Source organism: Beggiatoa alba B18LD (assembly GCF_000245015.1).
In the GTDB taxonomy this organism is placed as follows: domain Bacteria; phylum Pseudomonadota; class Gammaproteobacteria; order Beggiatoales; family Beggiatoaceae; genus Beggiatoa; species Beggiatoa alba.
Map to the genome: position 1 here is coordinate 696285 of NZ_JH600070.1, position 25369 is coordinate 721653.

The 25369-nt window shown below is 40.3% G+C and carries 15 protein-coding genes and 1 tRNA gene; 3 read left to right on the forward strand and 13 right to left on the reverse strand.

The genetic code is table 11. The features are described from left to right. Nucleotides 1–44 precede the first annotated feature (44 nt). The 7 genes from BEGALDRAFT_RS02850 to BEGALDRAFT_RS02880 form a co-directional block, all read right to left on the reverse strand. Nucleotides 45–515 carry a MarR family winged helix-turn-helix transcriptional regulator gene (locus BEGALDRAFT_RS02850; RefSeq protein WP_002683487.1) on the reverse strand — a complete coding sequence of 157 codons (471 nt, stop codon included), beginning with the start codon at nt 513–515 and terminating at the stop codon, nt 45–47. 105 nt (nt 516–620) lie between these two features. Next, complete coding sequence (locus BEGALDRAFT_RS02855) at nt 621–1910, reverse strand: HlyC/CorC family transporter (RefSeq protein WP_002683489.1); 1290 nt, start codon at nt 1908–1910, stop codon at nt 621–623. 168 nt (nt 1911–2078) lie between these two features. Further along, nucleotides 2079–3092: a quinone-dependent dihydroorotate dehydrogenase gene (locus BEGALDRAFT_RS02860; protein WP_002683490.1), complete on the reverse strand. Its 1014-nt coding sequence runs from the start codon at nt 3090–3092 to the stop codon at nt 2079–2081. Nucleotides 3093–3113: 21 nt separating this feature from the next. Next, nucleotides 3114–4217 (reverse strand): sensor histidine kinase, encoded by a 1104-nt coding sequence (locus tag BEGALDRAFT_RS02865; RefSeq protein ID WP_002683491.1) that lies wholly within the window; start codon nt 4215–4217, stop codon nt 3114–3116. A 145-nt stretch (nt 4218–4362) separates the two neighbouring features. Then, complete coding sequence (locus tag BEGALDRAFT_RS02870; protein WP_002683492.1) at nt 4363–5592, reverse strand: glycerate kinase type-2 family protein; 1230 nt, start codon at nt 5590–5592, stop codon at nt 4363–4365. Nucleotides 5593–6258: 666 nt separating this feature from the next. Next, nucleotides 6259–7197: a 23S rRNA pseudouridine(955/2504/2580) synthase RluC gene (rluC, locus tag BEGALDRAFT_RS02875; RefSeq protein WP_002683493.1), complete on the reverse strand. Its 939-nt coding sequence runs from the start codon at nt 7195–7197 to the stop codon at nt 6259–6261. Nucleotides 7198–7213: 16 nt separating this feature from the next. Then, complete coding sequence (locus BEGALDRAFT_RS02880; protein ID WP_002683494.1) at nt 7214–7783, reverse strand: thiamine phosphate synthase; 570 nt, start codon at nt 7781–7783, stop codon at nt 7214–7216. Nucleotides 7784–7952: 169 nt separating this feature from the next. Between BEGALDRAFT_RS02880 and BEGALDRAFT_RS02885 the strand changes: the two genes are divergently transcribed. Together BEGALDRAFT_RS02885 and BEGALDRAFT_RS02890 are read left to right on the forward strand one after the other, a co-directional pair. Beyond that, nucleotides 7953–8028: transfer RNA gene (locus BEGALDRAFT_RS02885), tRNA-Thr, on the forward strand. Nucleotides 8029–8579: 551 nt separating this feature from the next. After that, entirely contained in the window at nt 8580–11342 is a 2763-nt protein-coding gene (locus BEGALDRAFT_RS02890; protein WP_002683496.1) for an Hsp70 family protein, read from the forward strand. A 282-nt stretch (nt 11343–11624) separates the two neighbouring features. Here BEGALDRAFT_RS02890 and BEGALDRAFT_RS17765 read toward each other — a convergent pair whose 3' ends face one another. Together BEGALDRAFT_RS17765 and BEGALDRAFT_RS02900 are read right to left on the reverse strand one after the other, a co-directional pair. Next, on the reverse strand, nt 11625–14624 hold the full coding sequence (locus BEGALDRAFT_RS17765; protein WP_198284602.1) for an adenylate/guanylate cyclase domain-containing protein: 3000 nt from the start codon (nt 14622–14624) through the stop codon (nt 11625–11627). Between the two features lie 188 nt (nt 14625–14812). Next, nucleotides 14813–16024, reverse strand: a complete 1212-nt coding sequence (locus tag BEGALDRAFT_RS02900; protein ID WP_002683498.1) for an MFS transporter — start codon at nt 16022–16024, stop codon at nt 14813–14815. Nucleotides 16025–16156: 132 nt separating this feature from the next. Between BEGALDRAFT_RS02900 and BEGALDRAFT_RS02905 the strand changes: the two genes are divergently transcribed. Then, nucleotides 16157–17536, forward strand: coding sequence for an MATE family efflux transporter (locus BEGALDRAFT_RS02905; RefSeq protein WP_002683499.1), 1380 nt, complete (start codon nt 16157–16159; stop codon nt 17534–17536). Nucleotides 17537–18349: 813 nt separating this feature from the next. On the opposite strand, the gene BEGALDRAFT_RS02910 is transcribed toward BEGALDRAFT_RS02905, so the two are convergent. The 4 genes from BEGALDRAFT_RS02910 to BEGALDRAFT_RS02925 all read right to left on the reverse strand — a co-directional run bounded on the left by BEGALDRAFT_RS02910 (nt 18350) and on the right by BEGALDRAFT_RS02925 (nt 25361). Then, nucleotides 18350–20077 carry a M61 family metallopeptidase gene (locus BEGALDRAFT_RS02910; RefSeq protein ID WP_002683500.1) on the reverse strand — a complete coding sequence of 576 codons (1728 nt, stop codon included), beginning with the start codon at nt 20075–20077 and terminating at the stop codon, nt 18350–18352. A 182-nt stretch (nt 20078–20259) separates the two neighbouring features. Beyond that, the gene (ettA, locus tag BEGALDRAFT_RS02915) at nt 20260–21933 is read right to left on the reverse strand and encodes an energy-dependent translational throttle protein EttA (RefSeq protein ID WP_002683501.1); all 1674 of its coding nucleotides are present in this window, start codon (nt 21931–21933) and stop codon (nt 20260–20262) included. Nucleotides 21934–21971: 38 nt separating this feature from the next. Continuing rightward, complete coding sequence (locus tag BEGALDRAFT_RS02920; RefSeq protein WP_002683502.1) at nt 21972–24167, reverse strand: response regulator; 2196 nt, start codon at nt 24165–24167, stop codon at nt 21972–21974. Between the two features lie 312 nt (nt 24168–24479). Continuing rightward, nucleotides 24480–25361: a sensor histidine kinase gene (locus BEGALDRAFT_RS02925; protein ID WP_002683503.1), complete on the reverse strand. Its 882-nt coding sequence runs from the start codon at nt 25359–25361 to the stop codon at nt 24480–24482. Nucleotides 25362–25369 lie beyond the last annotated feature (8 nt).

Genomic DNA, 25369 nt, shown 5'->3' on the forward strand with positions numbered 1-25369 from the left:
TTCAGGCAATTAAGGCTATTTTTCAAAACTCAAAGTCAATTCAACTAATTAAAAAAGGTTCTCAGTTGTCTTAAATGTTGAATCAGCACTTTTTGTTCAGGGAGGCTTTGTTTTTCGAAAAATTGTTTTAAATAAGCGATATGTGCAGGAAATACTTTTTCGAAAACTGTCACGCCTTCGGGGGTTAAGATGGCATATAAGGTACGGCGGTCGGTTGTTCCTGCAACCCGTTTGACTAATCCTTTTTGTTCTAAGCGGTCGACAACACCCGTTAACGTGCCTTTTGTAATCAGCGTTTTTTCCCCTAATTCTTTAAAAGTCATGCCTTCTGTGTTGCCTAAAGTGGCAATAATATCAAATTGTGCAGGGGTTAAATCAAATTCGGCAATATGTTTCGCTGCACAACTGTTAATTGCTTGGTAGGTAAAAACAAGCTCGCGCATTACGTCTAAAAATCGCTCGCTTGCTGCCATTTTACTGGTGTAAGGGGGTTGTGTCGTGTCATTGTTTTTCATGATAGTTCTAATTAAAACTGTACTTGGTTAATATAATACCTTAACATGAATTTTAAATTTCGCAAGTATTCAGTTTATTGGCAAACAGGGACACGTATCTTTTATTTAAGGGGTTGGATGTTTTGTGGTTGTGTGCAGTAATGGATAAACTTTTACCGTTTTAATAACGTTGTTCGTAACTTGTACAACTTCTATTGCATGTCCTTCTAGGCGTAAACTAGTACCTGGTTCGGGGAAAATTTCGAGATAATCGAGAATAAGACCATTTAAGGTTTTCGCGCCTGTTGTGGGTAAATGCCATTGTAACGCACGATTTAATTCGCGAATGCTGGTACTGCCATCAACCAGATAACTGCCGTCATCTTGGGGATGGACAGAGGGGCTTAGGCTATAAGCAGCAGGGTTAGTATTAAATTCGCCGACAATTTCTTCTAGGATGTCATCTATTGTGACAAGTCCTTGAATATCACCATATTCATTGACAACTAAACCGACTTGTTGACGGTGATGTTGGAAGTTTAACAGTTGGGTATTTAAGGGAGTGCCATCAGGGATAAAGTAAACATCGCGGGCAATTTTTTCTAAACTTTCTTTAGTTAATTCTTTATTTCTAAAAAGTCTGACGACGGTGCGGATATGTACAACACCGAAAACATTGTCAATGCTTTCTCGATATAGCGGTAAGTGGGTATGTTGAATATTGCTTAATTGTTCTATGAGTACGTCGATGGGGTCGTCTAAATCGATGCCAACGATTTCATGACGAGGTACCATAATATCTTCTACGCTGGCTTTTTCTAAATCGAGAATGCTTAAAAGCATTTGTTGATGGCGTTTTGGAATAATGCCTTCTGCTTCGTGGACAACTGTGCGTAGTTCTTCACGACTTAGGCGATAGTTGTTTTTATCTGTGGTTGGGAAGCCAAAAAAAGCGAGTATGGCGTTACCAATCATGTTGGTTGCCCATACGAGCGGATAGAGTAATGTGAGTAAGGGTTTTATCAGGAGAGAGGTAGGAAAAGCAATCCGTTCAGGATAAGTCGCTGCGAGGGTTTTAGGGGTCACTTCGCCAAAGATAAGGATAATAATGGTTAAGACAGAGGCAGCAATTGGAATACCTGCTTCTCCCATTAATTCAATGGCAATCACGGTGGCAATGGAGGAGGCGAAAGTATTGACAAAGTTATTTCCCAGTAGAATAACCCCAATAAGGCGGTCAGGACGTTCTAGTAGGGTTTGCACACGTTGCGCACCACGATGATTTTTCGCTGCTAAATGGCGTAACCGATAGCGATTAATCGCCATCATGCTGGTCTCTGAACCTGAGAAAAAGGCAGAGAATAGAATTAGTAAAGCTAGCGTGCCGAACAATACACTGAGCGGTATATCAGTCAAGGAGTCTAAATCCTTATTGTGATGAAAGAGTGGTTATTTTAGCATTTTTTTATGACAGAGATAAAAGACATGATTTATAGGAATTATATAAAATATTTCTCTGTTTATTCAGCTATTTTTTTATTATCCCTCATTTTTTGAGGGATAGATACTCGCCTTATTTCTGTTTTAACACGCAGAGATAACTTCTTGTACTAAGCCTGCCCCTTCATAAATCAATCCTGTGTACAGTTGTACCAGTTGTGCACCTGCTTGTAATTTTGCTTGTGCATCTTCGGCAGACATAATGCCACCTGCGGCAATAATTGGGATTTTATCTTGTAGTAAACGGTGTAATTCTGCAACGACGGCTGTTGCGCGTTGTGTGAGCGGTTGCCCACTCAAGCCCCCTGTTTCTATTGCGTGTTTTAAGCCTGTTACGGCTTGACGGTCTAGGGTGGTATTGGTTGCAATCACGCCATCAATTTGATGTTTTAGTAGTTTTTCGGCAATGGCTTGTAGTTCTTCTGTATTTAAATCAGGCGCGATTTTGACAACTAAAGGGACGTATTTATGCTGACTATTGGCTAATTCGCATTGTGCTTGTTTTAATGCATTGAGTAAGCGGTCAAGTTCGTCACCATGTTGAAGTTGACGCAAATTAGCGGTATTTGGGGAAGAGATGTTGACCGTAATATAGCTCGCATGTGCATAAACTTTGTGCAAACAATAAAGGTAGTCATCAACCGCATTTTCTATAGGAGTCGTTGCATTTTTTCCGATATTAATCCCAAGAATACCGCGATATTGCGCACGAGCAACATGAGTGAGTAAGGCATCAACACCAGCATTATTAAATCCTAAGCGATTAATCAGTGCGCGAGCAGGTGGTAAGCGAAATAAGCGCGGTTGTGGATTGCCTGCTTGTGGGCGTGGGGTAATCGTGCCGATTTCGATAAAGCCAAAGCCTAAACTGGCAAGTCCATCAATATATTCGCCATTTTTATCTAATCCCGCTGCTAATCCAACGGGGTTGGGAAAAGTTAAGCCCATCACTTGGCGCGGTTTTGTTGGGGGAGTTGAGAAAATGAGGCGGTTGAGTTTTAGATGATGGAGGCGTTGCAGGGTAGAGAGGGTGAAATGATGGGCGGTTTCTGGTGCGAGTTGGAATAGTAAGGGACGAATTAAGGGATAAAGGTGCATGGATTTTAGTAAAAAATATTGTTAATGAATGGTTTCACTGAATAGTGGCAAGGTAAAGTAGAAGAGACAGCCATCACCGATTTGGCTTTCAATACCGACATTACCATTTAATTTAGAAATGATTTGTTGCACGATAGATAATCCTAAGCCATGCCCTGTATGGTCGCCATTAGATAGACGTGCAAAGGGAATAAATAATTTTTTTTGGTCTTCCAGACTGAGACCTTGCCCGTTGTCTTTGACTGAAAACTTAACGTAGTTATTTTGAATATTGGCGGTAATAATCAGATGTGGCGGACGACCACTGTATTTTAAGCCATTAATTAAATAATTTGCCCAGACTTCTTCTATCCACGGCGCGTAACCCATTGCTAATGGAAACTCTTTTGGATATTCAATAATTCCTTGATATTCTTTACGAATATACTCCACCCGATGTAATACACTTTGTAGGATTCCGCTCATATCCAGCGGTAAACAAATCACTTCTTGATTACTAGAAACACCTGCTAGCATTAACAAAGCTAAGATAATTTCATTCATTTGTTTAGCAGATTGCTCAATTAAATGAATATTTTCAATATCATCCGCATCAACAACATTACTTTCTTGAAATTTTTCTTTTAAAACATCAATTAAACCGAGAACACCCGCTAAGGGGGCTTTTAAATCGTGGGCAACGGTACGCGCGAAGGCTTCGGCTTCTAAATTACGTTTTTCTAATTGTTGCTGAAGACGAATAACGCTGAGATGGGTATTGATGCGGGCTAAAAGTTCGGCATGTTGGAAAGGTTTCGTAATATAATCCGCAGCCCCTAGTTCAAATCCTTTAATTTTTTCATTTAAGTCAGTTAATGCAGTCATAAAAATAATAGGAATATTTTTAGTTTCTTCAGCTTGCTTTAATTGTTGACAGGTTTCAAACCCATTTAAACCAGGCATCATAATATCTAATAAAATTAAATCAGGCTTTGCATATTGAGCCGTTTTAATACCTTGTTCACCATCCCGCGCAATTAATACTTTAAAGCCCGCATCTGTTAAAAAACTTAGCAACAATTTAATGTTATCTAAAAAATCGTCAATAATTAACAAGGAACTTTTGGAATTGATATCTGTATTCATAATCTATTTTGATTTTTATCAAAAACACAGGATTGTTTTAATAGGAACGAGTCATCTTAACAATGATAGATGTGCTTAAACAATAGGTGAAATCGTTCTCACACACGATTTAGATAACTCAATAAACGTCGTTTTATCCACCGACTCATTCAGTAACAAGACCAATCAGGACATCCATGACATTAGTCCCTGTTGCACCTGTATAGATTAAATCATTTGTCTGTTCTAAGAACTGTCCTGCATTGGCTTTCTGCAAATGCTGTACACAATCTAAACCCAAAATTTCCCCCCGCGCAACCGTTCCACTATCCACTAATGCACCCGCCACTTTATTATTACCATCTTCACCATCAGTACCCGCAGCCAGCAGATAAATACCAAATTGTCCCAATAACACTCGTGCAGCAGATAAGGCAAGCATTTGACAACGCCCGCCTTCCCCAACTACAGCAGGTAACTGTACCGTTGTCTCACTCGACCAAATGTAAACCCCCTGTGTTGCATCAAGCAGAAAATTGGCAATTTTCTCTCCTGCTTTAATTGCATCTCCTTGAATAAATTCACTTTGAATATAAGGCGTATAACCCCGTGCCTGCGCCGCTTTTATAATGGCATGACGCGCAATAGACGGACTTGCAATTAAAAAATGTTGAATATTTGCATAACAATTCAGCGGACAAGTTGGCTCTGTTCCGCGCAATAACGCATTAATCCAATCAGGCAAATGAGAAGGAATATGCTCATGATTAGAAGGCACTAATAATCCTGAGCCAATAACTTGCAAATCGTCTTGAGGCACATCCGAAATTAATAAATTCATCACGGGATGTCCCACCAAATAATGTGCTAAACGTCCGCCTTTTATCTGCGATAGATTCTTGCGCACACTATTCATTGCCTGAATATTCAAACCACTGGCTAATAACCACTGATTCACTGCTTGTAAAGTCTCTAAATTAACGCTTGCAATGGGTACTTCAACCAAAGAAGAAGCCCCACCCGAGACAAGACACAAAACGGGATATTTAGGCGGTAAGGCATGAATAAACTGCAATAATTCCTCACCTGCTCGCAAACTATCCACATTTGGAACAGGGTGTGCGGATTCAAGACACACCGCCCCAAATGCCTGTAATTCTGCCTGATTGATATAACCATACTTACTGATTACCAATCCACAAGTAATCTGCGCCCCCAACACCTCATAAGCCCCTAACGCCATTTCTGACGCAGCTTTACCAATCGCAATTAAAGCACAAGGCGTTTCCATGACATGCTGACGCAAAAAATTTGCAGTCTGATTTCGCCCATTCACTGCCAAAAGTGCCGCGCGATAAAACGCTAATAAATGCTGACGATAAACATTCGGCATCATAAATAACCTATAAAATTTAACTAATTAATTAGCTCTATTTTAAGACTTTTGTCAGGTCTTTTTTTTGTCTGAATCAGAATTCACAGAATTTTCAGAATTAGCAGAATTAAAAACAATTAAAAACATAATTTTTTATTCTTTTAATTTTCTTGTCTTTTTAATTCTGAAAATTCTGATTCAGACAATGTTTTAATCTTCTCTGGTCAACCCTTTTCACCTGTTCCGACAGACCTACTAGGTTTTCAAAACCTAGCAGGTCTTTTTTTGTCTGAATCAGAATTCACAGAATTTTCAGAATTAGCAGAATTAAAAACAATTAAAAATATAATTTTTTATCCTTTTAATTTTCTTGTCTTTTTAATTCTGAAAATTCTGATTCAGACAATGTTTTAATCTTCTCTGGTCAACCCTTTTCGCCTGTTCCGACAGACCTGCTAGGTTTTCAAAACCTAGCAGGTCTTTTTTTTGTCTGAATCAGAATTCACAGAGTTTTCAGAATTAGCAGAATTAAAAACAATTAAAAACAATTAAAAACATAATTTTTTATTCTTTTAATTTTCTTGTCTTTTTAATTCTGAAAATTCTGATTCAGACAATGTTTTAATCTTCTCTGGTCAACCCTTTTCACCTGTTCCGACAGACCTACTAGGTTTTCAAAATTTAAGCCTACTGTCTTAACTGTGCTAACACCGCGACTAATGGCTCAGGTAAGGGGGCTTTAACCGTCAATGGCTTCTGCTCAGGTAACTGAATGGTCAACTCAGCCGCATGTAAAAACAATCGATTAAGCCCTTGTTGACGTAACGCCCGATTAAAATCCTCATCCCCATACTTCTCATCTCCCGCAATGGGATGACCTTCATGGCTTGCATGAACACGAATTTGATGAGTTCGCCCTGTCACAGGATGCACTTGTACTAACGTCGCTTTCTCAAAACACTCCACAACCCGAAACTCACTCAATGACGGCTTGCCCTCAACATGAACACGCACTACCCGCTCACCTGACTGCAATACATTTTTACGCAATGGTGCATTAACCTGTTTCGTCCGTGCTGACCATTTCCCCCGAACTAAGGCGATATACTGCTTATTCATATCCGCCTCACGCAAAAATGCATGTAACTGACGCAAAACGCTTGCCTTCTTCGCAACCATCAAACACCCAGATGTTTCACGGTCTAAACGATGCACCAACTCCAAAAAATTCGCATCAGGATACAAAGCCCGTAAGCCCTCAATCACGCCATACTGAACCCCGCTACCTCCATGCACCGCCAAACCAGACGGTTTATTAATCACCAACAACTTTGCATCTTCATACAAAATAGACGCTTGCAACGTCTCTAAAACCTGCTGATGTGGTGTAACCGCTGTACGTGTCGCTGTCTGCACAGGCGGTAAACGTACAACATCGCCCGCCTGCAAACGATAATCAGGCTTAATCCGCCCTTTATTAACACGCACCTCGCCACTACGTAAAATTCGATAAACATGACTTTTCGGCACACCCTTCAACTGCGTGAACAAAAAATTATCAATCCGCTGCCCTGCATGGTTATCTGTTACCTCAAGATAACTAACCTGTGTTTTTTCAGTACTCAATTGATTACCCTAATAATCATCCCAACCACAACCCACGAATCGCCGCAATACCCACAGCCCCAGCCTGTTGCGCAACTGTTAAATCAGCTTTCTGCAAACCACCCAATGCATACACAGGACAAGTTGCCCGCTGCACCAATGCATTAAACTGCGCCCATCCTAATGGCACACTATCAGGATGCGATGCAGTCGCTAAAACAGGACTTAATAACACAAAATCCGCTTTAATTCGTGTTGCCTGCTGTAAATCGGCTAAACCATGACACGATGCAGACACCCAACGAAATCCCATTAACGGCTGGGCTTGTGCCTGCAAACGATGACTATTTAAATGCACCCCATCGCTACCTAAACGCAATGCTAACGCGGGGTCAGTATTTAAAACACACATCGCTTCTACGGCTCGACAACAGCGCAATACCTCACTTGCCAAATCTGCATAGTCTGCAATAGATAACTGCGTTGCTCGAAATTGTACCAAGCGTATCCCCCCACTTGCTAAAACTCTTGTTAAACTCGCTAAAAAAGAATGTTTTTCTATTGGCTCAGGAGTCACAAGATAATAAGGAGGTAAAACAGAACTCATATTAAAATTACCGAATAAAAAACTTTAAATAATAAATAGCTACATGCGAATATCAAAAAGTAAAACAGATATTCCCTTGATAACGAAAAATTTTAATCCATTTCGACATCATCTTGCGAATAAAGACTACTTTGTTATAGAATTCGCGTTCCTGAAATGTTGTTAGTCAGCCGACATAGCTCAGTTGGTAGAGCAACTGATTCGTAATCAGTAGGTCGGAGGTTCGATTCCTCTTGTCGGCACCAATACTTACATGATACCTGATTATTTTTCTCTCTGGCGTGTAGGCACTATGTAGGCAAAAAATCGTGGTTTTTTTGGTTTTGAAATCAATCCGCCACGGTCTTTGAGTTTTTTACATGGACGTGACCTAAAGTGGCAGTGGAAGTGACAAGTTGGTTTAAAAATGATGCCCGTTAATTCGGGTTTTTTCGTGCCCAATGAAATATATATATGTCTTAACATATATATAGTAAACGCACTATAAGACGATGCGAAGGACTGGCAGTCCTAAATTTAAATCACCTTATGATACGTTTACTATAGAACCGATTTGAAATGTTTAAAAAGAAGCGGGTCGTTTAATCATAAGTCTGATAAAACACAGTTTTAGCATTAGCATTCTCAAGAGTCCGTTCAAAGTTCTTAACTAAGGACTTACATCGCTCAACCCAAGCATTAGAACGTTCTACTACCCATCTTGCTTTAACAGGTACAAAGCCTGTTTTACCTTTTATCTTAGGCTTCAAATAGGTTCTATCAATAACGCTTTTTCAATTTCCCTAAAAAAACGCCTATGTCCCGTTATCTCGTCGGTATCGACTTAGGCACAACGCACACCGTTGTTGCCTACCACGATACACAGCAACCCAATCAAAAAATTCAGCTTTTTAACATTGCACAATTAGTCAGTGCGGGCGAAATTGCATCACGTCCTTTATTACCCTCCGTGCGTTACCATCCCACAGATGGGGAATTTTCTGCGGATGTTTTACAACTGGGTAGCGGTAATTTAGCGATAACAGCAGATAATCCCCCCGCCATTTTTGGCGAATTTGCCCAACAACTCGGTGCAAAATCTCAAGGGCGTTTCATTCATAGTGCAAAAAGCTGGTTATCACATCCGCACGTTGACCGCACCGCACCAATTTTGCCATGGGGAGGCGTGGAAGGCGTGGCGAAAATTTCCCCCCTTCATGCCAGTGCCAGCTATTTAGGTTATATCCGCCATGCGTGGAATCAACAATTTCCACAAAACTTATTAGAAACACAAGAAATTATCCTCACTGTTCCCGCTTCATTTGATGAAAGTGCGCGACGTTTAACCGTCACTGCTGCCCAACTTGCAGGTTTAAACGCCGTCCATTTATTAGAAGAACCCCAAGCTGCCTGTTACGACTGGTTATATCGACATCAGCAAAATTTAAAAACTGCGCTAAAAGATAGCCGTTTATTGCTCGTCTGCGATGTTGGCGGAGGCACAACCGATTTAACCTTAATTAAAATTCATACAGATACACAGGGACAACCACAATTAACCCGTATCGGTGTCGGTGAACACCTCATGCTAGGTGGGGACAATATGGATTTAACCCTTGCCCATCTCGCAGAAAGTCGTTTAACCCCCACAGGGGAAGCCCTAAGCAGTGCCAGCCTTGCCCAATTAATGCTACAAACCCGCAAGGCAAAAGAACAACTATTAGGGGAAAATGCGCCCGAAAATAGCAATGTCACCCTATTAGGCTCAGGCTCTCGCCTGATTGCACAAGCAAAAACTACCAGTTTTAGCCGTGAAGAAGTTCGCCACAACTTACTAGAAGGCTTTTTTCCATCAGTCAGTGCGGAGACTTTTCCACAAAAACGCCGCACAGGCTTGGTCGAATTTGGCTTACCCTATGCCCAAGACCCTGCGATTACTCGCCATATCGCCCATTTTCTCGCACAACACACCCCCACCGCCCGTGAAGCATTAGGCATAACAGATGCTACTCCCGCCTTTCCTGATACCTTATTGTGCAATGGTGGCGTGTTTCATAGTGGCTTGATACAACAACGTTTAATCGATATTTTGGCACAATGGCGTGGGCAAACACCACAATTATTAGACAATCCACACCCAGATTTAGCCGTTGCTTATGGCGCGGTAGCTTACGCACTCGCACGACGTGGCGAACAACTAAAAATCGGCGGTGGCTCTGCACGCAGTTATTTTTTAGCCTTAGAAACGGATTCCGCGCAACCGCAAGGGGTTTGCATCTTACCCAAAGGCACAGAAGAAGGGGCAGAAATCGCCTTAACCGAACACCGTTTCGCGCTCAACATTGGGCAACCTGTGCAATTCCATCTTTACGCCACAACACACGATACCCTTTATCAAACAGGGGAATTAACCACACTAAATCCTGAAATTTTCAGCGTCTTACCGCCCCTTATTGTGGCGATGGATACCCAGCAGGCAAAAACTAGCATTCCTGTTGCGTTATCCGCTGTACTCAGTGAAGTCGGCACAATCGCCTTACAATGTCGTGCGTTAGATAATCCTGCACAACAATGGCAATTAGAATTTCAACTGCGCGGACAAGCCAATACCGTTTTATCAAATGCGGTTCATCCACGCTTTACGGAAGCCATCGCATGGATAGAAACCTTTTACGGTACACGCGATAAAGCCACCGTACAACAATCGGTTAAAAACTTACGGAATGAGTTAGAAAAAGTCTTAGGGCAACGGGAACAATGGGAAACCGCTTTATTGCGACAACAAGCCGATGTTTGGTTGACAACCGCCTTAAGCCGTCGCCGTCGCTCTGCCGACCACGAACGTTTATGGCTAAATTTAACAGGCTTTTGCCTACGCCCTGGTTTAGGCTATCCCTTAGATGACTGGCGCATTCAACAACTGTGGGCAATTTACCCGCAAGGGATTCAATATAAAGAAAACGCCCAAAATTGGGCAGAATGGTGGACGATATGGCGACGAGTCGCGGGCGGTCTAGCCCCTGAGACACAACAACAGCTTTACCAATCGTTAAAACCCTATTTTGCAACAGTACAAAAACGCTTGTATAAACAACACATTGCTGATTTAAAAAAGAAAGGTTATGAAGAAGTTATCCGTTTAATTGCCAGTTTAGAACAATTAGACCCTGCGGATAAAATCAGTGTTGGCGACTATTTATTAACCCGTTTACAACAGAGCGAGGAATCCGATAATGCATTTTGGGCATTAGGACGAATTGGCGCACGAGTCCCAAGTTATGGCAGTGTGCATTATGTTGTTCCTGTCGCTGTGGTGGAAAAATGGTTAATCGCTTTAATGCAATTTAATTGGAAAACGCACCCATTAGCGGGTTTAGCAACGACTTTATTAGCGCGAATGAGTGGCGATAGAGAACGCGATATTAACCTCACGTTACGCCAAACGGTGATAAAGACTTTAAACGAGAATAAAGCCCCTTTAAGTTGGATAGCCTTAGTCGAAACTGTGAAAGAATTAGAGGTAAGCGATGCACAAAAAGTCTTTGGCGAATCGTTACCGTTGGGGTTGATGTTGTTGTAGCGAAAGTATTGAGAGAACTTAAAAGTGATTTAACCTGAGTTTAGCGAGTTTTATAAAAAAAACAGAGACCTGCTAGGTTTTCAAAACCTAGCAGGTCTGTCGGAACACGCGAAAAGGTTTGAAGGATTGGCAGAGATTATTCTCTTATTTTTCATCGGGATTCATCAGACAAGCTGTTGTCTTTTCAAAAAATCTCGCAGAACTCGCGTTAAAATAAAAAAACCTGAATCAGGATTAAAATGATTCAGGTCTTTTAAATGGTTTCTAGCCAACAATGAACGCTTATTTTTCATCTAAGCGTGTGACACCACGCCATGATTCATTGGGGGGGGTTGTAATAAAGTGTTGACAACGTTCGATATAAATATTTATCACTTTATCACCTTGCAACACCGTTTTCAGTTCTAAAAATTGTTCTAAGGCTTCTTGCCATTGATAACGTTTATAGCACTCTAAGGCTTGCATATATTTATTTAAATAAGTAACTTTCATATCACGCAAGGGCTGCGGGTCAACGTCAAAAACTTCATAAACGGTAATTGCTTCTTCCTTTCCCTTAACTTGTACGGTGTCAATTTCACGAATCAAGAAACGTTCAGGATTTTGTAACTGCTGATAAGTTGGTGAAGTAATGCCGATAGTAATACCATATTGCTTGGTTAAGCCTTCCATACGTGATGCAAGATTAACAGTGTCGCCAATTACCGTGCTTTCCATCCGACTTTCAAAACCAATCGTGCCGAGAATTAATGCACCTGTGTGGATTCCAACCCCAATCGACAGCGGTTTTTCGCCATTGTTTTGACGATATGCATTGTATTCCTGTAAACGGTTTAACATGCCAACCGCCGCCAGTACGGCATCATCTGCAACCCCAACATGACTACCAGAAAATAACGCCATAATGGCATCACCGATATATTTGTCGATAAAACCGCCATTCTCCGTAATATTAGGGCCAATAAAGTCTAAATAGTCATTTAAGAAATGGAAATTATCTTCAGGTGTCATGGTTTCTGATAATGTCGTAAATGAACGAATATCAGAAAAGAGAACGGACATATTTTCTTGTGAGGCATCGCCTAGCACAACATCTTCAATCTCTTTTTTTCCTAAGCGTAATAAGAATTCAGTTGGAACGAAGCGTTTAAACGCGATATTTTTCTGTTCAATTTTTTCGTAATTGCGCACATTTTCAATAGCAACCGCTGCTTGTGAAGCAAGCGAGAAAACTATTTCTATCTGGTTATTTGCAAAGGGAATAGAGTCACCTGTTTTAGGGTCTATTGGGTTAATCAGTTGTAATACTCCAACTGCGTTTTGCATCCGATCCAGTAATGGTACAACCAATAATTCTTGAATAACATATCCTTTAAATAAGTTATAAATATCTTTATCTCGTTCTGGGTCAAAATCTTCTTTAAAATCGGCTTTGCTGGTTAATATCTGTTGGGTACGTGCACTATAAGCGACGTATTTTTGTTCTTGAATATTAATTGCGGGTAGATGAATTGGTTGCGCATAAGCTCCGCCTAAAAAGAGATTTAAGGATTTATTTTGAATGATTTCAAAATTCAGTTGTTCATCCTCTAAGATGTAGAGCGTGCCACCGTCTGCATTTGTCACACTACGCGCTTCAGAGACAAAGAGTTCTAAGAGTTTAACTAAGCTATTTTCTCCTGATAAAGCCGTCCCAACACGGGTTAATGTTTCCACGGTGTTTTTTAAAACACGGTCGGCTTCTTTTTCCTTTGTAATATCGCGGATGAGGATAACTGAGCCGATGTATTTAGAGCCAACATATTCGCTGGTATCAGAGAGTGTATCTTTTTGAATAATGGCAGTTGCTACTGCTTGCCCGATACGGTTATCAACAAGACGAATTTCCGCGCCATAGACTTCACCGATACTATTCATAACTTTTTTGGCTAATTCAGCGGCTTCCGCATCGTTAAAAATCTCTTGGCAGTCCTTGCCGAGCATATCGCGTCTTTCAGGAAACATTGCTAAAAAGGCAGGGTTATAACGAATTATTTTCCCTTCTTTATCAGTAACTAATAACCCATCTGCCATGTTGTCGATAATAGCTGTCATGTGAGCAAGTGTGTTTTGCAATTTACGGGTTGCATCTTGTACACGTTGTTCTAGGGTATTAAATAATTCTTGTAGCTGACGTGACATGCTGTTAAATGAATGGGCAAGAATGCCGAATTCATCTTTTAAGTCCATGATAATTTCATAGGATAAATCACCCGAGGTGACACGCTCGACTCCATTCAATAATTTATAGATGGGAATTAGAATGCTACGGGCAAGCAGATAGCCAAAAATAGAGGCAACGATAATGCATAACAGCATGAGAACGACAAGATTAATCACGGCTTGTTTTGTTGTTTCTACATATTTATCGGCGGAAACACTGACCCCTAATAAAGCAATGGGGTTGTTATTAATATCGTTAATCGTTTTATATTCAGCCAATTGACCGCCATAACGGACATCCATATCTTGCACATTTTGGCGAATACGGAGAGCTTTAAAATAACTTTCGGCTTTGATTTGTGGTTTGTTTTCTAAATGAGCCGTCGTAAAGCTAATCGCTTCCGCGTTGTAATAAATGGCGGCAGTCAGTTCTAATAAGTTTTCTATATCGCTGACAACTCTGGTATTTTGATTTAAAACATAGCGTGTGAGAATAATACCAACAATTTCAGGTTGGTTTTTGCTTGCTATATCGGCATTAGCACTACGGACAACTTCACTTTTAAATAAAGGACTTGCGACAGAAATAGCAATAAATTTTTGTAAATTATCAACTTCGACTAACTCTGTTGCTGCAATGGTTTTATGTTGGCTAAGTACATAATCTACTAGGGCATTTTTTTCAAAATTATGTTCTTTTTCTAGTGCTAAGTAGTTCTGATGTGTGGTTTGTGCAATCAGCTTTTTTTCAGGGTCAACGATGATAATTTGAGAAAGCTGTTTATTTTTAAGCGTGTCACCAATATATTGATTAATCTTATTTTTTATGGAGAAGTTTACCAGAACTTGCAAACTTCTGTCCGCTGCAAGTGTGTGTGTCATCTCTTCAATTTCAGCAACTTTATTTTGATAGATAAGATAGGCAACGCGCATATTTTTCTTCATATTTTCAAGTGCTTCTACTTCTATTTTATCGGTAAAGTAGTAGATTGAAACAATCGTTGTTGAAATGGTTGATATACACGTCACAATAAAGAAAGAAAGCAAGAGTTTGCTCTTTAATTTGAGATTTTTAAACACAAATGGTTCTCCCATTATGACCATATTAATCACCACCACGCGCTATTATTAATATCATGAAAAATATACGTTTTTATTTTTAATTTATCGATAACCCATTAAACAAATATGCAAGATACATGCTTGTTTAATGGGTTAAAAACGTGTGTGAGTTTTTATGTGTATTTTATTCAGCGATGAAGGTGGTGTTATGCATTGCTTAAGGATTGTAATCTTGTTAAGGGTTTATCCATGATAGGTAAGTGAAAAATGGCAGAAATAACCGCAAGTACAATAGAAAATAGCCATATCATGTCATATGAATGTGTTAGCTCAAAGACATAACCGCCTAGCCATGCTCCCAGAAAACTGCCTACTTGGTGACTAAAAAAGACGATTCCAAATAACATCGCAAAATATTGTGTGCCAAAAATTCGCGCGACTAAGCCACTTGTTAGCGGTACAGTACCTAACCAAAGAAAACCAATAGCGGCTGAAAAAGTCAATGCAGAATAGTAGGTTAAAGGTAAATAGAGAAAGAGGGCAATGATAATCGCACGGATTAAATATAACCAACTGAGTATATATTTTTGTCGATACCGTCCTCCTAACCAGCCAAAAGTATAAGAGCCAAGAATATTAAAAAAGCCAATCAGCGCAAGTGCATGTGCGCCCGTAACGGGACTTAATCCTCTGTCTGTTAAATAGCTAGGTAGGTGTACTGCAATAAAAGCAACATGAAAGCCACACACGAAAAATCCGAGGTTTAATAACCAAAAACCACGATGAAATTGTGCTTCTTGTAATGCCTTGATTAAGGAAACACCTGTTGTTGTTGTTACTATTGTTTGTTGTGGTTTGTCGTTAATAAAACCGAATGCTAATAACGGCATCAATAAGGCAAATAAAGCCAGTAAAAAGAAGGTGTTTTCCCATTCTAGTTGTGAGAGTAAGGCTTGCCCAATAGGCACAAAAATAAACATGCCCAGTGAACCGCCAGCAGTGACAATACCTAAGATGAGACTGCGCCATGCTGGGTCTGCATTTCTGCCAACAGCGCCCAAAACAACCGCAAATGTCACACCGCTTAAACCCAATCCCACTAAAATGCCTAGGGTTAAATCTAAGGTAAAGGCGTTTTGACTAAATGGGGTGAGTAATAGCCCCAAACTATATAGTAATCCGCTCATTATCATAATACGCATACTGCCGTATCTATCTGCAAAATAACCGACAAAGGGTTGTACTGCGCCCCATAGTAAGTTTTGTAATGCCAGCGCAAACCCGACTGCTTCACGGCTGATGTTTAAATCTAGGGTAATTGGACGTAAGAAAATACCAAAAGCTTGGCGAATTCCCATACTGATGGCAACGATTAAAACGCCGCAAATCAGTGTCAATAAGATATGACGTTGTGACATAGGGAGGCTCACTATAAATTAGAATATTTTGAAAATTAGATATGTTATTTTAATCTGTTTTGTTTGGTTATTCTGATTTTTTCAGATAGTTATTTATTATTAAACATATTGTTTTATTTTATGAGTGAGTGTATGCAGTCTGTTGACGTAGGGAATACAGGTATTAATCCGCCCAGTATTGGGGAAATTTTGCGTTTTGCGTTGCCATTAATTTTAGGCTTGATGACAAATGCGTTAATGACACTAACTGATACCGTGTTTATGGGATGGTTAGGTACGGCTCAGTTGGCGGCAGTCCCTTTTGCATCGGGTATTTTTTTAATTGGCTGGGTGTTGATGGTTGGCTTGATGCGGAGTTCTATTGCATTTATTGCCCGTTTATATGGTGCGGGTGATTTTACAAAAATTGGTCATGTTTTATTCCATTATCAGTTATTAGCCATTTTAGGCTTGCCGCTCTTATTATTATACGTGCAGTTATTTCCTTTCTTTAGTGAATTAGCACAACTATCTGATGTTGTGGCGGCTTATGCTGATACGTATTTATCGATTTTAGTGTGGGAAACGGCATTTACTTTGTTATTTATTTTATATGCTTCGTTTTATCAAGCATTGGGTAATTCTGCATTTCCTATGCGTATTTCATTAATTACCCTTGCGATTAATGTTGTTTTAGATTACGCGCTAATTTTTGGTAAATTTGGCTTACCTGCATTAGGTGTTGCGGGCAGTGCTTATGCAACTGTTTTATCACAAGCGATTGCAGTGTTAATTATGTCTGTTACTTTATTCAATTCGCCAATGTGTCGCCGTTTTTGCTTGTCTATTTGGCAAAAAGTTGATTTTCAACTGATTAAGCAAATTTTACGGATTGGTATTCCACAAGGTTTAGGCGATTTTGTTGAGTTAATTGCGTGGGTTGGTTTAAGCGTAATTGCAGGGCGGGTTGGAGAAACCGCTTTAGCCGCAAATAATATCGGTATGCAATTTACCCTTGTGTTATTTTTACCAGGTTTAGCCTTAGGCATTGCCGCAGCCTCTTATATGGGGCGTTTTTTAGGTGAAAATCGTCCAGTGCTTGCACGATTGACCACGTATAAAATTTTATGGATAGGCTGTAGCTATATGGGATTATTAGGGATTCCATTATGGTTTTTTGGTGCAGATATTGCGCGTTTATTCACGGATGACGCGGCAGTCATTGCAGAAGCAGCGGCAATGTTTAAAGTAATGGCAATTTATCAACTTTTTGATTGTCTTGGAATTATTACCAGAACCGCTTTAAGCGGAGCGGGAGATACATTTATTCCTAGTATTTTGCTGGTGTTATGTATTGTCGCTATTTTATTTCCTGCTGCTATTAGCTTATCTACGTTTATTCAGCCACCGTTAGTTGGGATTTGGTTAGGCGCATTTGTTTATATGATAGTGCTCGCTGGTTTTATGCTTTATCGCTATCGTTCTAATCGTTGGATGCATATCCACCTACATCCGCAAGCAATGACAGCGTAATAATACGCTGGGTTCTGCGAGATTTTTAAAAAGACAAGCATTTGTCTGAATCAGGATTCACAGAATTTTCAGAATTAGCAGGATTAAAAAGCGTGATTCACCTGACTTTTTGGTTGGTTTGAGGGTTTTAAATCCTGTTAATCCTGAAAATCCTGATTCAGACAATGTTTTAATCTTGCTGGTTAAAGTAAGGTCAAACCTTTTCGCGTGTTCCGATAGACCTGCTAGGTTTTGAAAACCTAGCAGGTCTTTTTTTGTCTGAATCAGAATTCACAGAATTTTCAGAATTAGCAGAATTAAAAACAATTAAAAACAATTAAAAACATAATTTTTTATTCTTTTAATTTTTTTGTCTTTTTAATTCTGAAAATTCTGTTAATTCTGAAAATTCTGATTCAGACAATCTTTTAATCCTGAAAATCCTGATTCAGACAATGTTTTAATCTTGCTGGTTAAAGTAAGGTCAAACCTTTTCGCGTGTTCCAATAGACCTGCTAGGTTTTGAAAACCTAGCAGGTCTTTTTTTGTCTGAATCAGAATTCACAGAATTTTCAGAATTAGCAGAATTAAAAACAATTAAAAACAATTAAAAACATAATTTTTTATTCTTTTAATTTTCTTGTCTTTTTAATTCTGAAAATTCTGATTCAGACAATCTTTTAATCCTGAAAATCCTGATTCAGACAAACTGTTGTCTTTTTAAAAGAAACTCGCCGAACTCAGGTTAAATTACTTTATGGTACGTTTACTATAGCAGGTCTCTGTTTTATTTTATAAATCTCGCCTAACTCAGGTTAATTTAGATGATTCAACTTAATGGCTTGTTTGCCCCCATAAAACACTGCGTGCTTTTTCTGCGTCAATCACGGCGAGTTTATCCAGTGTTTCAGGGGCTTTACCCGTCATGATGGGAAGTTCTAAAATTTGTTCTGTACGAGCAATTAAAAAATCGTAGGTTTGTTCTGATAAGAGTATTTCTAGTTTCTGCATATCATCAACGGTGATTCGTTGGCGATTAATCGCCAGTATTTCATCGCCAGCATTTAGCCCCGATGCGTAAGCAGGGCTGTTTAAATGGACTGTTTTAATCAACACACGTTCGCCACGATATTCAAATTCTGCCCCTAGCCATGCTTTTCCGCTGCTTTTCCATATAAATTGCACGCCGATTTGTTGGTAAAAACTGGCGAAATCAATTTCTTCTGTTGTACTGATAAAGCGATAAAATTCTGTGCTGACTTCTGCATTGCTCAAGCTGGTAATCATGGCGAGCACTTGTTCTGTCGTTATGCCTGCTTGTGGGTTGGTTTGATAGTCTTGCCAAAGTAGGTGCAAAAAATCATCAATGTGTTTGCCAAACTGGCTGAGTTGAATATTTAACAGCGCGAATATTAAACCGCCTTTTAGATAGTAGCTAATAGAACTATTTGCGGTGTTTTCATCAGGACGATAGAGCTTTATCCATGCATTGAATGAGCTGTCTTCTAATGAGTGAAAATAACGTCCTTGAATAGTGTAGTAACGGTTTAAATCTTCACAAATACGTTCTAGGTATTCTTCTAAACTACATAATCCCGCACGATAAACAAATAAGTCATCGACAAAGCTGGTCAATCCTTCCGCAAGCCATAACATGCGGGTGTAATTTTCTTGGGCATAATCTAATTGGGCGAAATCTGCGGGGCGGATGCGTTTGATATTCCATGTATGAAAATATTCATGCGCGACTAATCCTAACCAGCGGATGTATTCTTTACGATTGCCTAATTTACGTCCGTCAAATTGTAAAGTACTAGAGTTGCTATGTTCTAAACCACCATATAAACGTGGGGCAAAATGGACGATAAAGGCATAGTGGTTGTAAGGCATAGATTGCATGGTTTGGCTGATGGTTTCGACCAATGTCTGCATATCTTGGCGTAATGAGTAGGGGTGCGGGTAAATATCGCCGTAAAAGCCAATATGGTGCGCTTTATTGTTGACATAGAAGGTGTCTGTTGTTTGATTGCCAATTTCAATGGGGCAATCGAGTAGCTGGTCGTAATCGCTGGCGATGTAGCAATATGGATATTTTGATAGGGCTTCTAGTCCTGTGGTGATGCTTTGCCACTCATTGGGGAATTGTAAGTAAATAATTGGGTTGATTAATGCAACGTTTTTGATGCCCAATAAGTAAGCGGGTGCATGTAAAAAGGCATGAGTGTTATCAATATGTGCTGTGCGTACCGTTAGCTCATGACAGTACACTTCATAATCAATTTGAAAATCAAGGCTATTTTGTGTTTCTATACTGCTTTTTGTCCAGTCTATTTCCCATGTGTCTTTGCTGATTTGTTGGCAAAATAAAGGGAGTAGTGCTGATGTGCGGGCGGATAAACTACGGATATGGCGTGCATATTCTCGAACTAAATAAGAACCAGGGCTCCATGCAGGCAGAAAAAATTGTAGGCGTTGTTGTTCAGGTTGACGCTGGGCTTTTAGGGTGACTTGAACAATGTGAGTTTGTGGCGCAGGAATATTAACGAGGTAGTGAACTTGCATAGTAACAGGCGCGAATAAGTTTGAGTGTGATATTGATTATTGAAGGGGCACAAAATAAACAGCGTCGTTGTGCAATGTCATCATGCTCGAATATTAATGAATGGGCGTAATTCAACACATTGTTAGGTACGGATGATGGCAGTGTTACAAGCAGATTGATAACACTGCCATCACTAGCGAGATTAACCCGTGAGTTTTTTGTATTTAATCCGATGCGGTGTATCAGCATCTGTGCCTAAACGGCGGTGTTTATCTTCTTCATAATCCGCATAGTTACCTTCAAACCAAACGACTTGGCTATCGCCCTCAAAGGCGAGAATATGCGTTGCAATGCGGTCTAAGAACCAGCGGTCATGGGAGATAACAACCGCACATCCTGCAAAGTTGAGGAGCGCGTCTTCTAGTGCGCGGAGGGTTTCTATGTCTAAATCATTGGTGGGTTCGTCCAGTAGTAGGACATTGCCACCACTTTTTAAGAGCTTGGCAAGGTGGATACGGTTACGTTCTCCGCCTGATAAGTCTTTAATAAATTTTTGTTGGTCTGTGCCTTTGAAGTTAAAGCGTCCAACGTAGGCACGGGAGGGAGTTTCATATTTACCCACAATGATATTGTCTAAGCCATCGGAGACAAATTCCCATACAGTTTTATTGCCTTCCAATTCATCACGACTTTGGTCGACATAGGCGAGTTGTACCGTAGAGCCTACCCGCAATTCGCCCGCATCGGGTTTTTCTTGTCCCACTAACATGCGGAAAAGGGTTGTTTTCCCAGCACCGTTTGCACCGATAATGCCGACAATGCCACCTTTAGGCAGGTTAAAACTTAAATTTTCTACCAGTACGCGCTCACCGAAGCGTTTTGTTAAATTGTTGGCTTCAATGACTAAATCGCCTAAACGCGGGCCGGGCGGAATGTAAATTTCTTGGGTTGCGTTTCGTTGTTGTACGTCTTGATTCATGAGGTCATCAAAACGGGCTAAACGGGCTTTACTCTTAGCGTGTCGTCCTTTCGGGTTGCTACGTACCCATTCTAATTCTTGTTTAATCGCTTTTTGTCTGGCAGATTCTTGTTTTTCTTCAATGGCTAGGCGTTTTTCTTTTTGGTCTAACCATGAAGAATAGTTGCCTTCCCATGGAATACCGTGCCCACGATCAAGTTCTAAAATCCAGCCTGCAACGTTGTCTAAGAAGTAGCGGTCATGGGTAATGGCGATAACCGTGCCTTTGTAATCTTGTAAAAAGCGTTCTAACCATGCGATAGATTCAGCATCTAAGTGGTTAGTCGGTTCGTCTAATAAGAGCATGTCAGGTGCAGAGAGGAGCAGACGGCATAAGGCAACGCGACGTTTTTCACCGCCTGATAATTTGGATACATCAGCATCCCATGCAGGCAGACGAAGGGCATCGGCGGCAATCTCAAGAGTACGTTCCATTTCCCAGCCGTTGACTGCGTCGATAGCATCTTGTAAGCGTCCTTGTTCTTCTAGCAAGGCGTTCATGGCTTCATCGCTCATCGGTTCGGCAAATTTCATGCTGACTTCATCAAAGCGGGTCAGCAGGGCTTTCACTTCGCTGACCCCTTCTTCGACATTGCCACGCACATCTTTTTCAAGATTTAGGCGGGGTTCTTGTGATAAGTAGCCAATACGGATACCCGTTTGTGGGCGGGCTTCGCCAATATAGTCTTTATCTTCCCCTGCCATGATGCGCAGTAATGTTGATTTACCTGCGCCGTTGAGTCCCAAAATGCCGATTTTTGCACCAGGGAAGAAGGAGAGAGAAATATCTTTTAAAATTTCGCGTTTGGGGGGGACGACTTTCCCGACGCGGTTCATGGTGTAAATATACTGTGCCATGTAAATCCTGAGGTCTAAGGTAACAAGTTAGGCAGTGGCTAATTCCGTTTAGTATCTAAACGGACTAAACAGTCACTGAGTTCATTCAGTAATTCTTCGATTTGATAATTGCTTTTTTGAAAAATTCTTTCCACTCGATGATTGAGTAGAAGACGGTCTTCTTGCGTAATGTCTTTTGCGGTGAGTACAACGACAGGAATTGCACGCCATGCAGGATTTTCGCGCAGTTTAGCGACGAATTCAAAACCATCCATTTCAGGCATCATTAAATCAGTAATGATTAAATCAGGTTGTTTGAAGGGTAAATATTCAAGGGCAATCCGTCCATTTTCTGCGGTTTGAATGTCCCATCCGTTCTTTTTCAAAACAGTGCTAATCATTTCACGGGTGACGGGGTCATCTTCAACCAGCATGATGTGTTGAGAGCCTTTATCCTTATCTAAATATTTACGCAGTACATGACTGAGTTCATCACGATTAATTGGTTTGGTTAAATATTCATTCGCGCCGAGCGCATAACCAATGCTTTTGTCTTCAATCAGCGAAATGATGATAACGGGGATATTAATGAGTTCTGCATCTTTTTTAATAGCTGTTAATACCATCCAGCCATCCATGCCAGGCATCATGACATCTAACGTGATTGCATGGGGTTTAAGCTCTCTTGCGAGTTTTAGCCCTTGTTCTCCTGAACTAGCAGTGACGACTTGATAGCCTGATTTACATAAATAATTTTGTAATAATTCGCGCACGACGGAGTCATCATCGATAACAAGAATCGTGTCGCCTTTAGTACCGTCTTCATTCTCGTTTGTTGCCTCACCCGCTAATACACGGCTGGCATCTTTGACAACGTAAGCGGGCAATCTGATGGTAAAAGTGCTACCTATGCCATATTCGCTGTCGACATGAATATCACCGCCCATCATTTCGGCGAAGCGTTTTGTAATGGTTAAGCCTAAACCTGTCCCCCCGTATTTACGGGTTGTAGATGAGTCTGCTTGTGTAAACGGTTGGAATAATTTGCTGATTTGCTCCGCCGTCATGCCGATGCCTTGGTCTTTGACGATGAATAAAATCCAATCTTTATTTTCTTCACTTTGCCGATGAACATTGAGGGTTATCAGCCCATTTTCGGTAAATTTTGCGGCATTACTGAGCAGATTAAATAACATTTGCCGAACTTTGGTTAAGTCCGCGTGCATATCGCCGAGTTGTTCGGCACTGTCGCAAATTAAGTTTAAACGGTTCGATTTATTTTGTATTAATGGTTCAATGGTAGAGACAACTTCAGAAATAACTAGCGTTAAATCAAATGTTTCTGTGTAAACATCCATTTTGCCCGCTTCAATTTTAGAAATATCTAAAACGTCATTAATGAGTCCTAATAAATGTTTGCCTGCCGCATAAATTTTTTGTACGTCGGGGACTAATTCCTCACACCCTAAATCAGGCATGTCTTCTTGTAAAATTTCGCTATAGCCGATAATGGCATTTAAAGGGGTACGCAACTCATGACTCATGTTCGCTAAAAAGGCACTTTTGGCTTTATTCGCTTCTTCGGCTGCTTCTTTTGCAATGCGTAAGGCTTCTTCAGCCCGTTTATGTGCCGTGATATCAATGATAATGCCGACTAAACCTGCAACAACGCCATCGGTGCTGCGGAAAGTGGTTTGATTGAGCAAAACATTGTGAGCCTCTCCATCAGCGAAATGAATCACCGTTTCGTATGAGAGCTTACCTTCGTCATGAGCAAATAATTCAACTTCTTTTTGTTGAAACTCTTCAGCAATTTCAGGTGAATATAAATCTATCGCAGTATGTCCAACGATTTGCGCTTCAGATAATCCGAGACATTGTTCAAAAGCACGATTGCACCCTAAATACATGCCTTCTATATTTTTAAAAAAAATAGGGTTAGAGATGCTATTTAATAGCGTTTGTAAAAACAAAAGGCTATTACGTTGCACCGCTTCGATACGTTTACGTTCTTGAACCTCCCGTTGTAAACGGGCGTTATTTTCGGCGAGTTCGTGCGTCCTTTCTGTCACTTGAGTTTCCAGTGAATTGCGGACATCTAATAATTGACGTTCAAATACGTCCGCATGATCTGTTGTAGTTTCTAACGAAATTTCTAAGTCTAATTTTTCCTGTGCTAACTTCGTGACTTGTTGACGAAGTTCCGTAATTTCTTGACGTAACGCAAGGATTAATTCATTTTCAGATGACATCATTATGTAGGAGTTACGCGCAGATTATAAAGGGGGGTGAAATGGCAATACTTGGATGGCTAATTGTAATTTCTTTTATAAGTGAGTATAAGTTCTCTTTGTTAAAAGATAGTAAAACACTTAATTAACAAATTTTTACAGCCATTTAACTTCACCGTTTGTCTTTTCCTCTTTGATAATGAGTACATAAGTAATGCATCACTATTAATGGAGTCATTCTTGATGAATTAAACAAGATAACATAAGTCATTTGTTATTTAAGGGTAAAACACTTTTAAAGCGGATACAAATTATTCAAGTTTTGGTTGATATAACCTAACTTAAGACAACGGCGGGCAAGGTGAAATAAAATAAGCTCCCTTCACTAACACCGCTTTCTACGCCAACCGTTCCGCCCAATTTTTTAACAATCTGTTGCACAATAGACAGCCCCAGTCCTGTACCTTCTACCCAATTACGGGTTGGTAAGCGTGTAAATGGGGTGAATAATTGTGATTGTAATTCGAGAGGAATACCGTTGCCGTTATCTTTAACCCAAAAGCGAATTTGTCCCGTTTTTAACGGATTTGACCCCAACACTAAATGAGGTGGACGACCCCCATATTTTAAGCCATTACTTAAATAGTTTGCCCAAATCCCTTCAACCCAAGGCGCGTAACCATTAGCGAATGCTAATTGCTCGGGAATTTCTATCGTTCCTTGATATTCCTCTAACAAATGCGCGAGGCGTTCATGAATGACCTGTTGCACAATGCTGTGCATATCCAACGGATAAATTTCTACTTGTCCCTTCTGCGAAACACCTGCCAGCAATAATAAGTCTTGAATAATGTTATGAAGCTGTTTTGCCCCTTGATCTAACCACTGTAACCGATTAGCAAAATCTATACTCATAGGCTGTCCAACTTTGCATTCCGCTTGAAGTATGCTGATAACACTCATGATTCCCCCTAAAGGGTTTTTTAAGTCATGGGCAACGGTACGAGCAAATGCAGCAACTTCTAAATTACGCTGTTCCAATTCTGTTGAGCGATTCAACAATTGTTGTGCAAATAAATCAGCTAACTGTGTACTGGTTTCTAAAGAAATAGATAAGTCACTATTTTCTTTTTGCAACTGTTTAACCATTGCACGGAGTGCATCAACCGAATCACTGTCAGTTTTTATCGTCTTGGGGTCTGTTGATGAAGTTCCCATATTGATAC

Bases quoted from the DNA above. Each gene is read 5' to 3' on its own strand.
- BEGALDRAFT_RS02900 (WP_002683498.1), bottom strand. From the start codon at position 16,024: ATGTCACAACGTCATATCTTATTGACACTGATTTGCGGCGTTTTAATC.
- BEGALDRAFT_RS02920 (WP_002683502.1), bottom strand. From the start codon at position 24,167: ATGATGTCATCTGAAAATGAATTAATCCTTGCGTTACGTCAAGAAATT.
- BEGALDRAFT_RS02925 (WP_002683503.1), bottom strand. From the start codon at position 25,361: ATGGGAACTTCATCAACAGACCCCAAGACGATAAAAACTGACAGTGAT.
- BEGALDRAFT_RS02860 (WP_002683490.1), bottom strand. From the start codon at position 3,092: ATGCACCTTTATCCCTTAATTCGTCCCTTACTATTCCAACTCGCACCA.
- BEGALDRAFT_RS02890 (WP_002683496.1), top strand. From the start codon at position 8,580: ATGTCCCGTTATCTCGTCGGTATCGACTTAGGCACAACGCACACCGTT.
- BEGALDRAFT_RS02905 (WP_002683499.1), top strand. From the start codon at position 16,157: ATGCAGTCTGTTGACGTAGGGAATACAGGTATTAATCCGCCCAGTATT.
- BEGALDRAFT_RS02880 (WP_002683494.1), bottom strand. From the start codon at position 7,783: ATGAGTTCTGTTTTACCTCCTTATTATCTTGTGACTCCTGAGCCAATA.
- ettA (WP_002683501.1), bottom strand. From the start codon at position 21,933: ATGGCACAGTATATTTACACCATGAACCGCGTCGGGAAAGTCGTCCCC.
- BEGALDRAFT_RS02870 (WP_002683492.1), bottom strand. From the start codon at position 5,592: ATGATGCCGAATGTTTATCGTCAGCATTTATTAGCGTTTTATCGCGCG.
- BEGALDRAFT_RS02850 (WP_002683487.1), bottom strand. From the start codon at position 515: ATGAAAAACAATGACACGACACAACCCCCTTACACCAGTAAAATGGCA.
- BEGALDRAFT_RS02910 (WP_002683500.1), bottom strand. From the start codon at position 20,077: ATGCAAGTTCACTACCTCGTTAATATTCCTGCGCCACAAACTCACATT.
- BEGALDRAFT_RS02865 (WP_002683491.1), bottom strand. From the start codon at position 4,217: ATGAATACAGATATCAATTCCAAAAGTTCCTTGTTAATTATTGACGAT.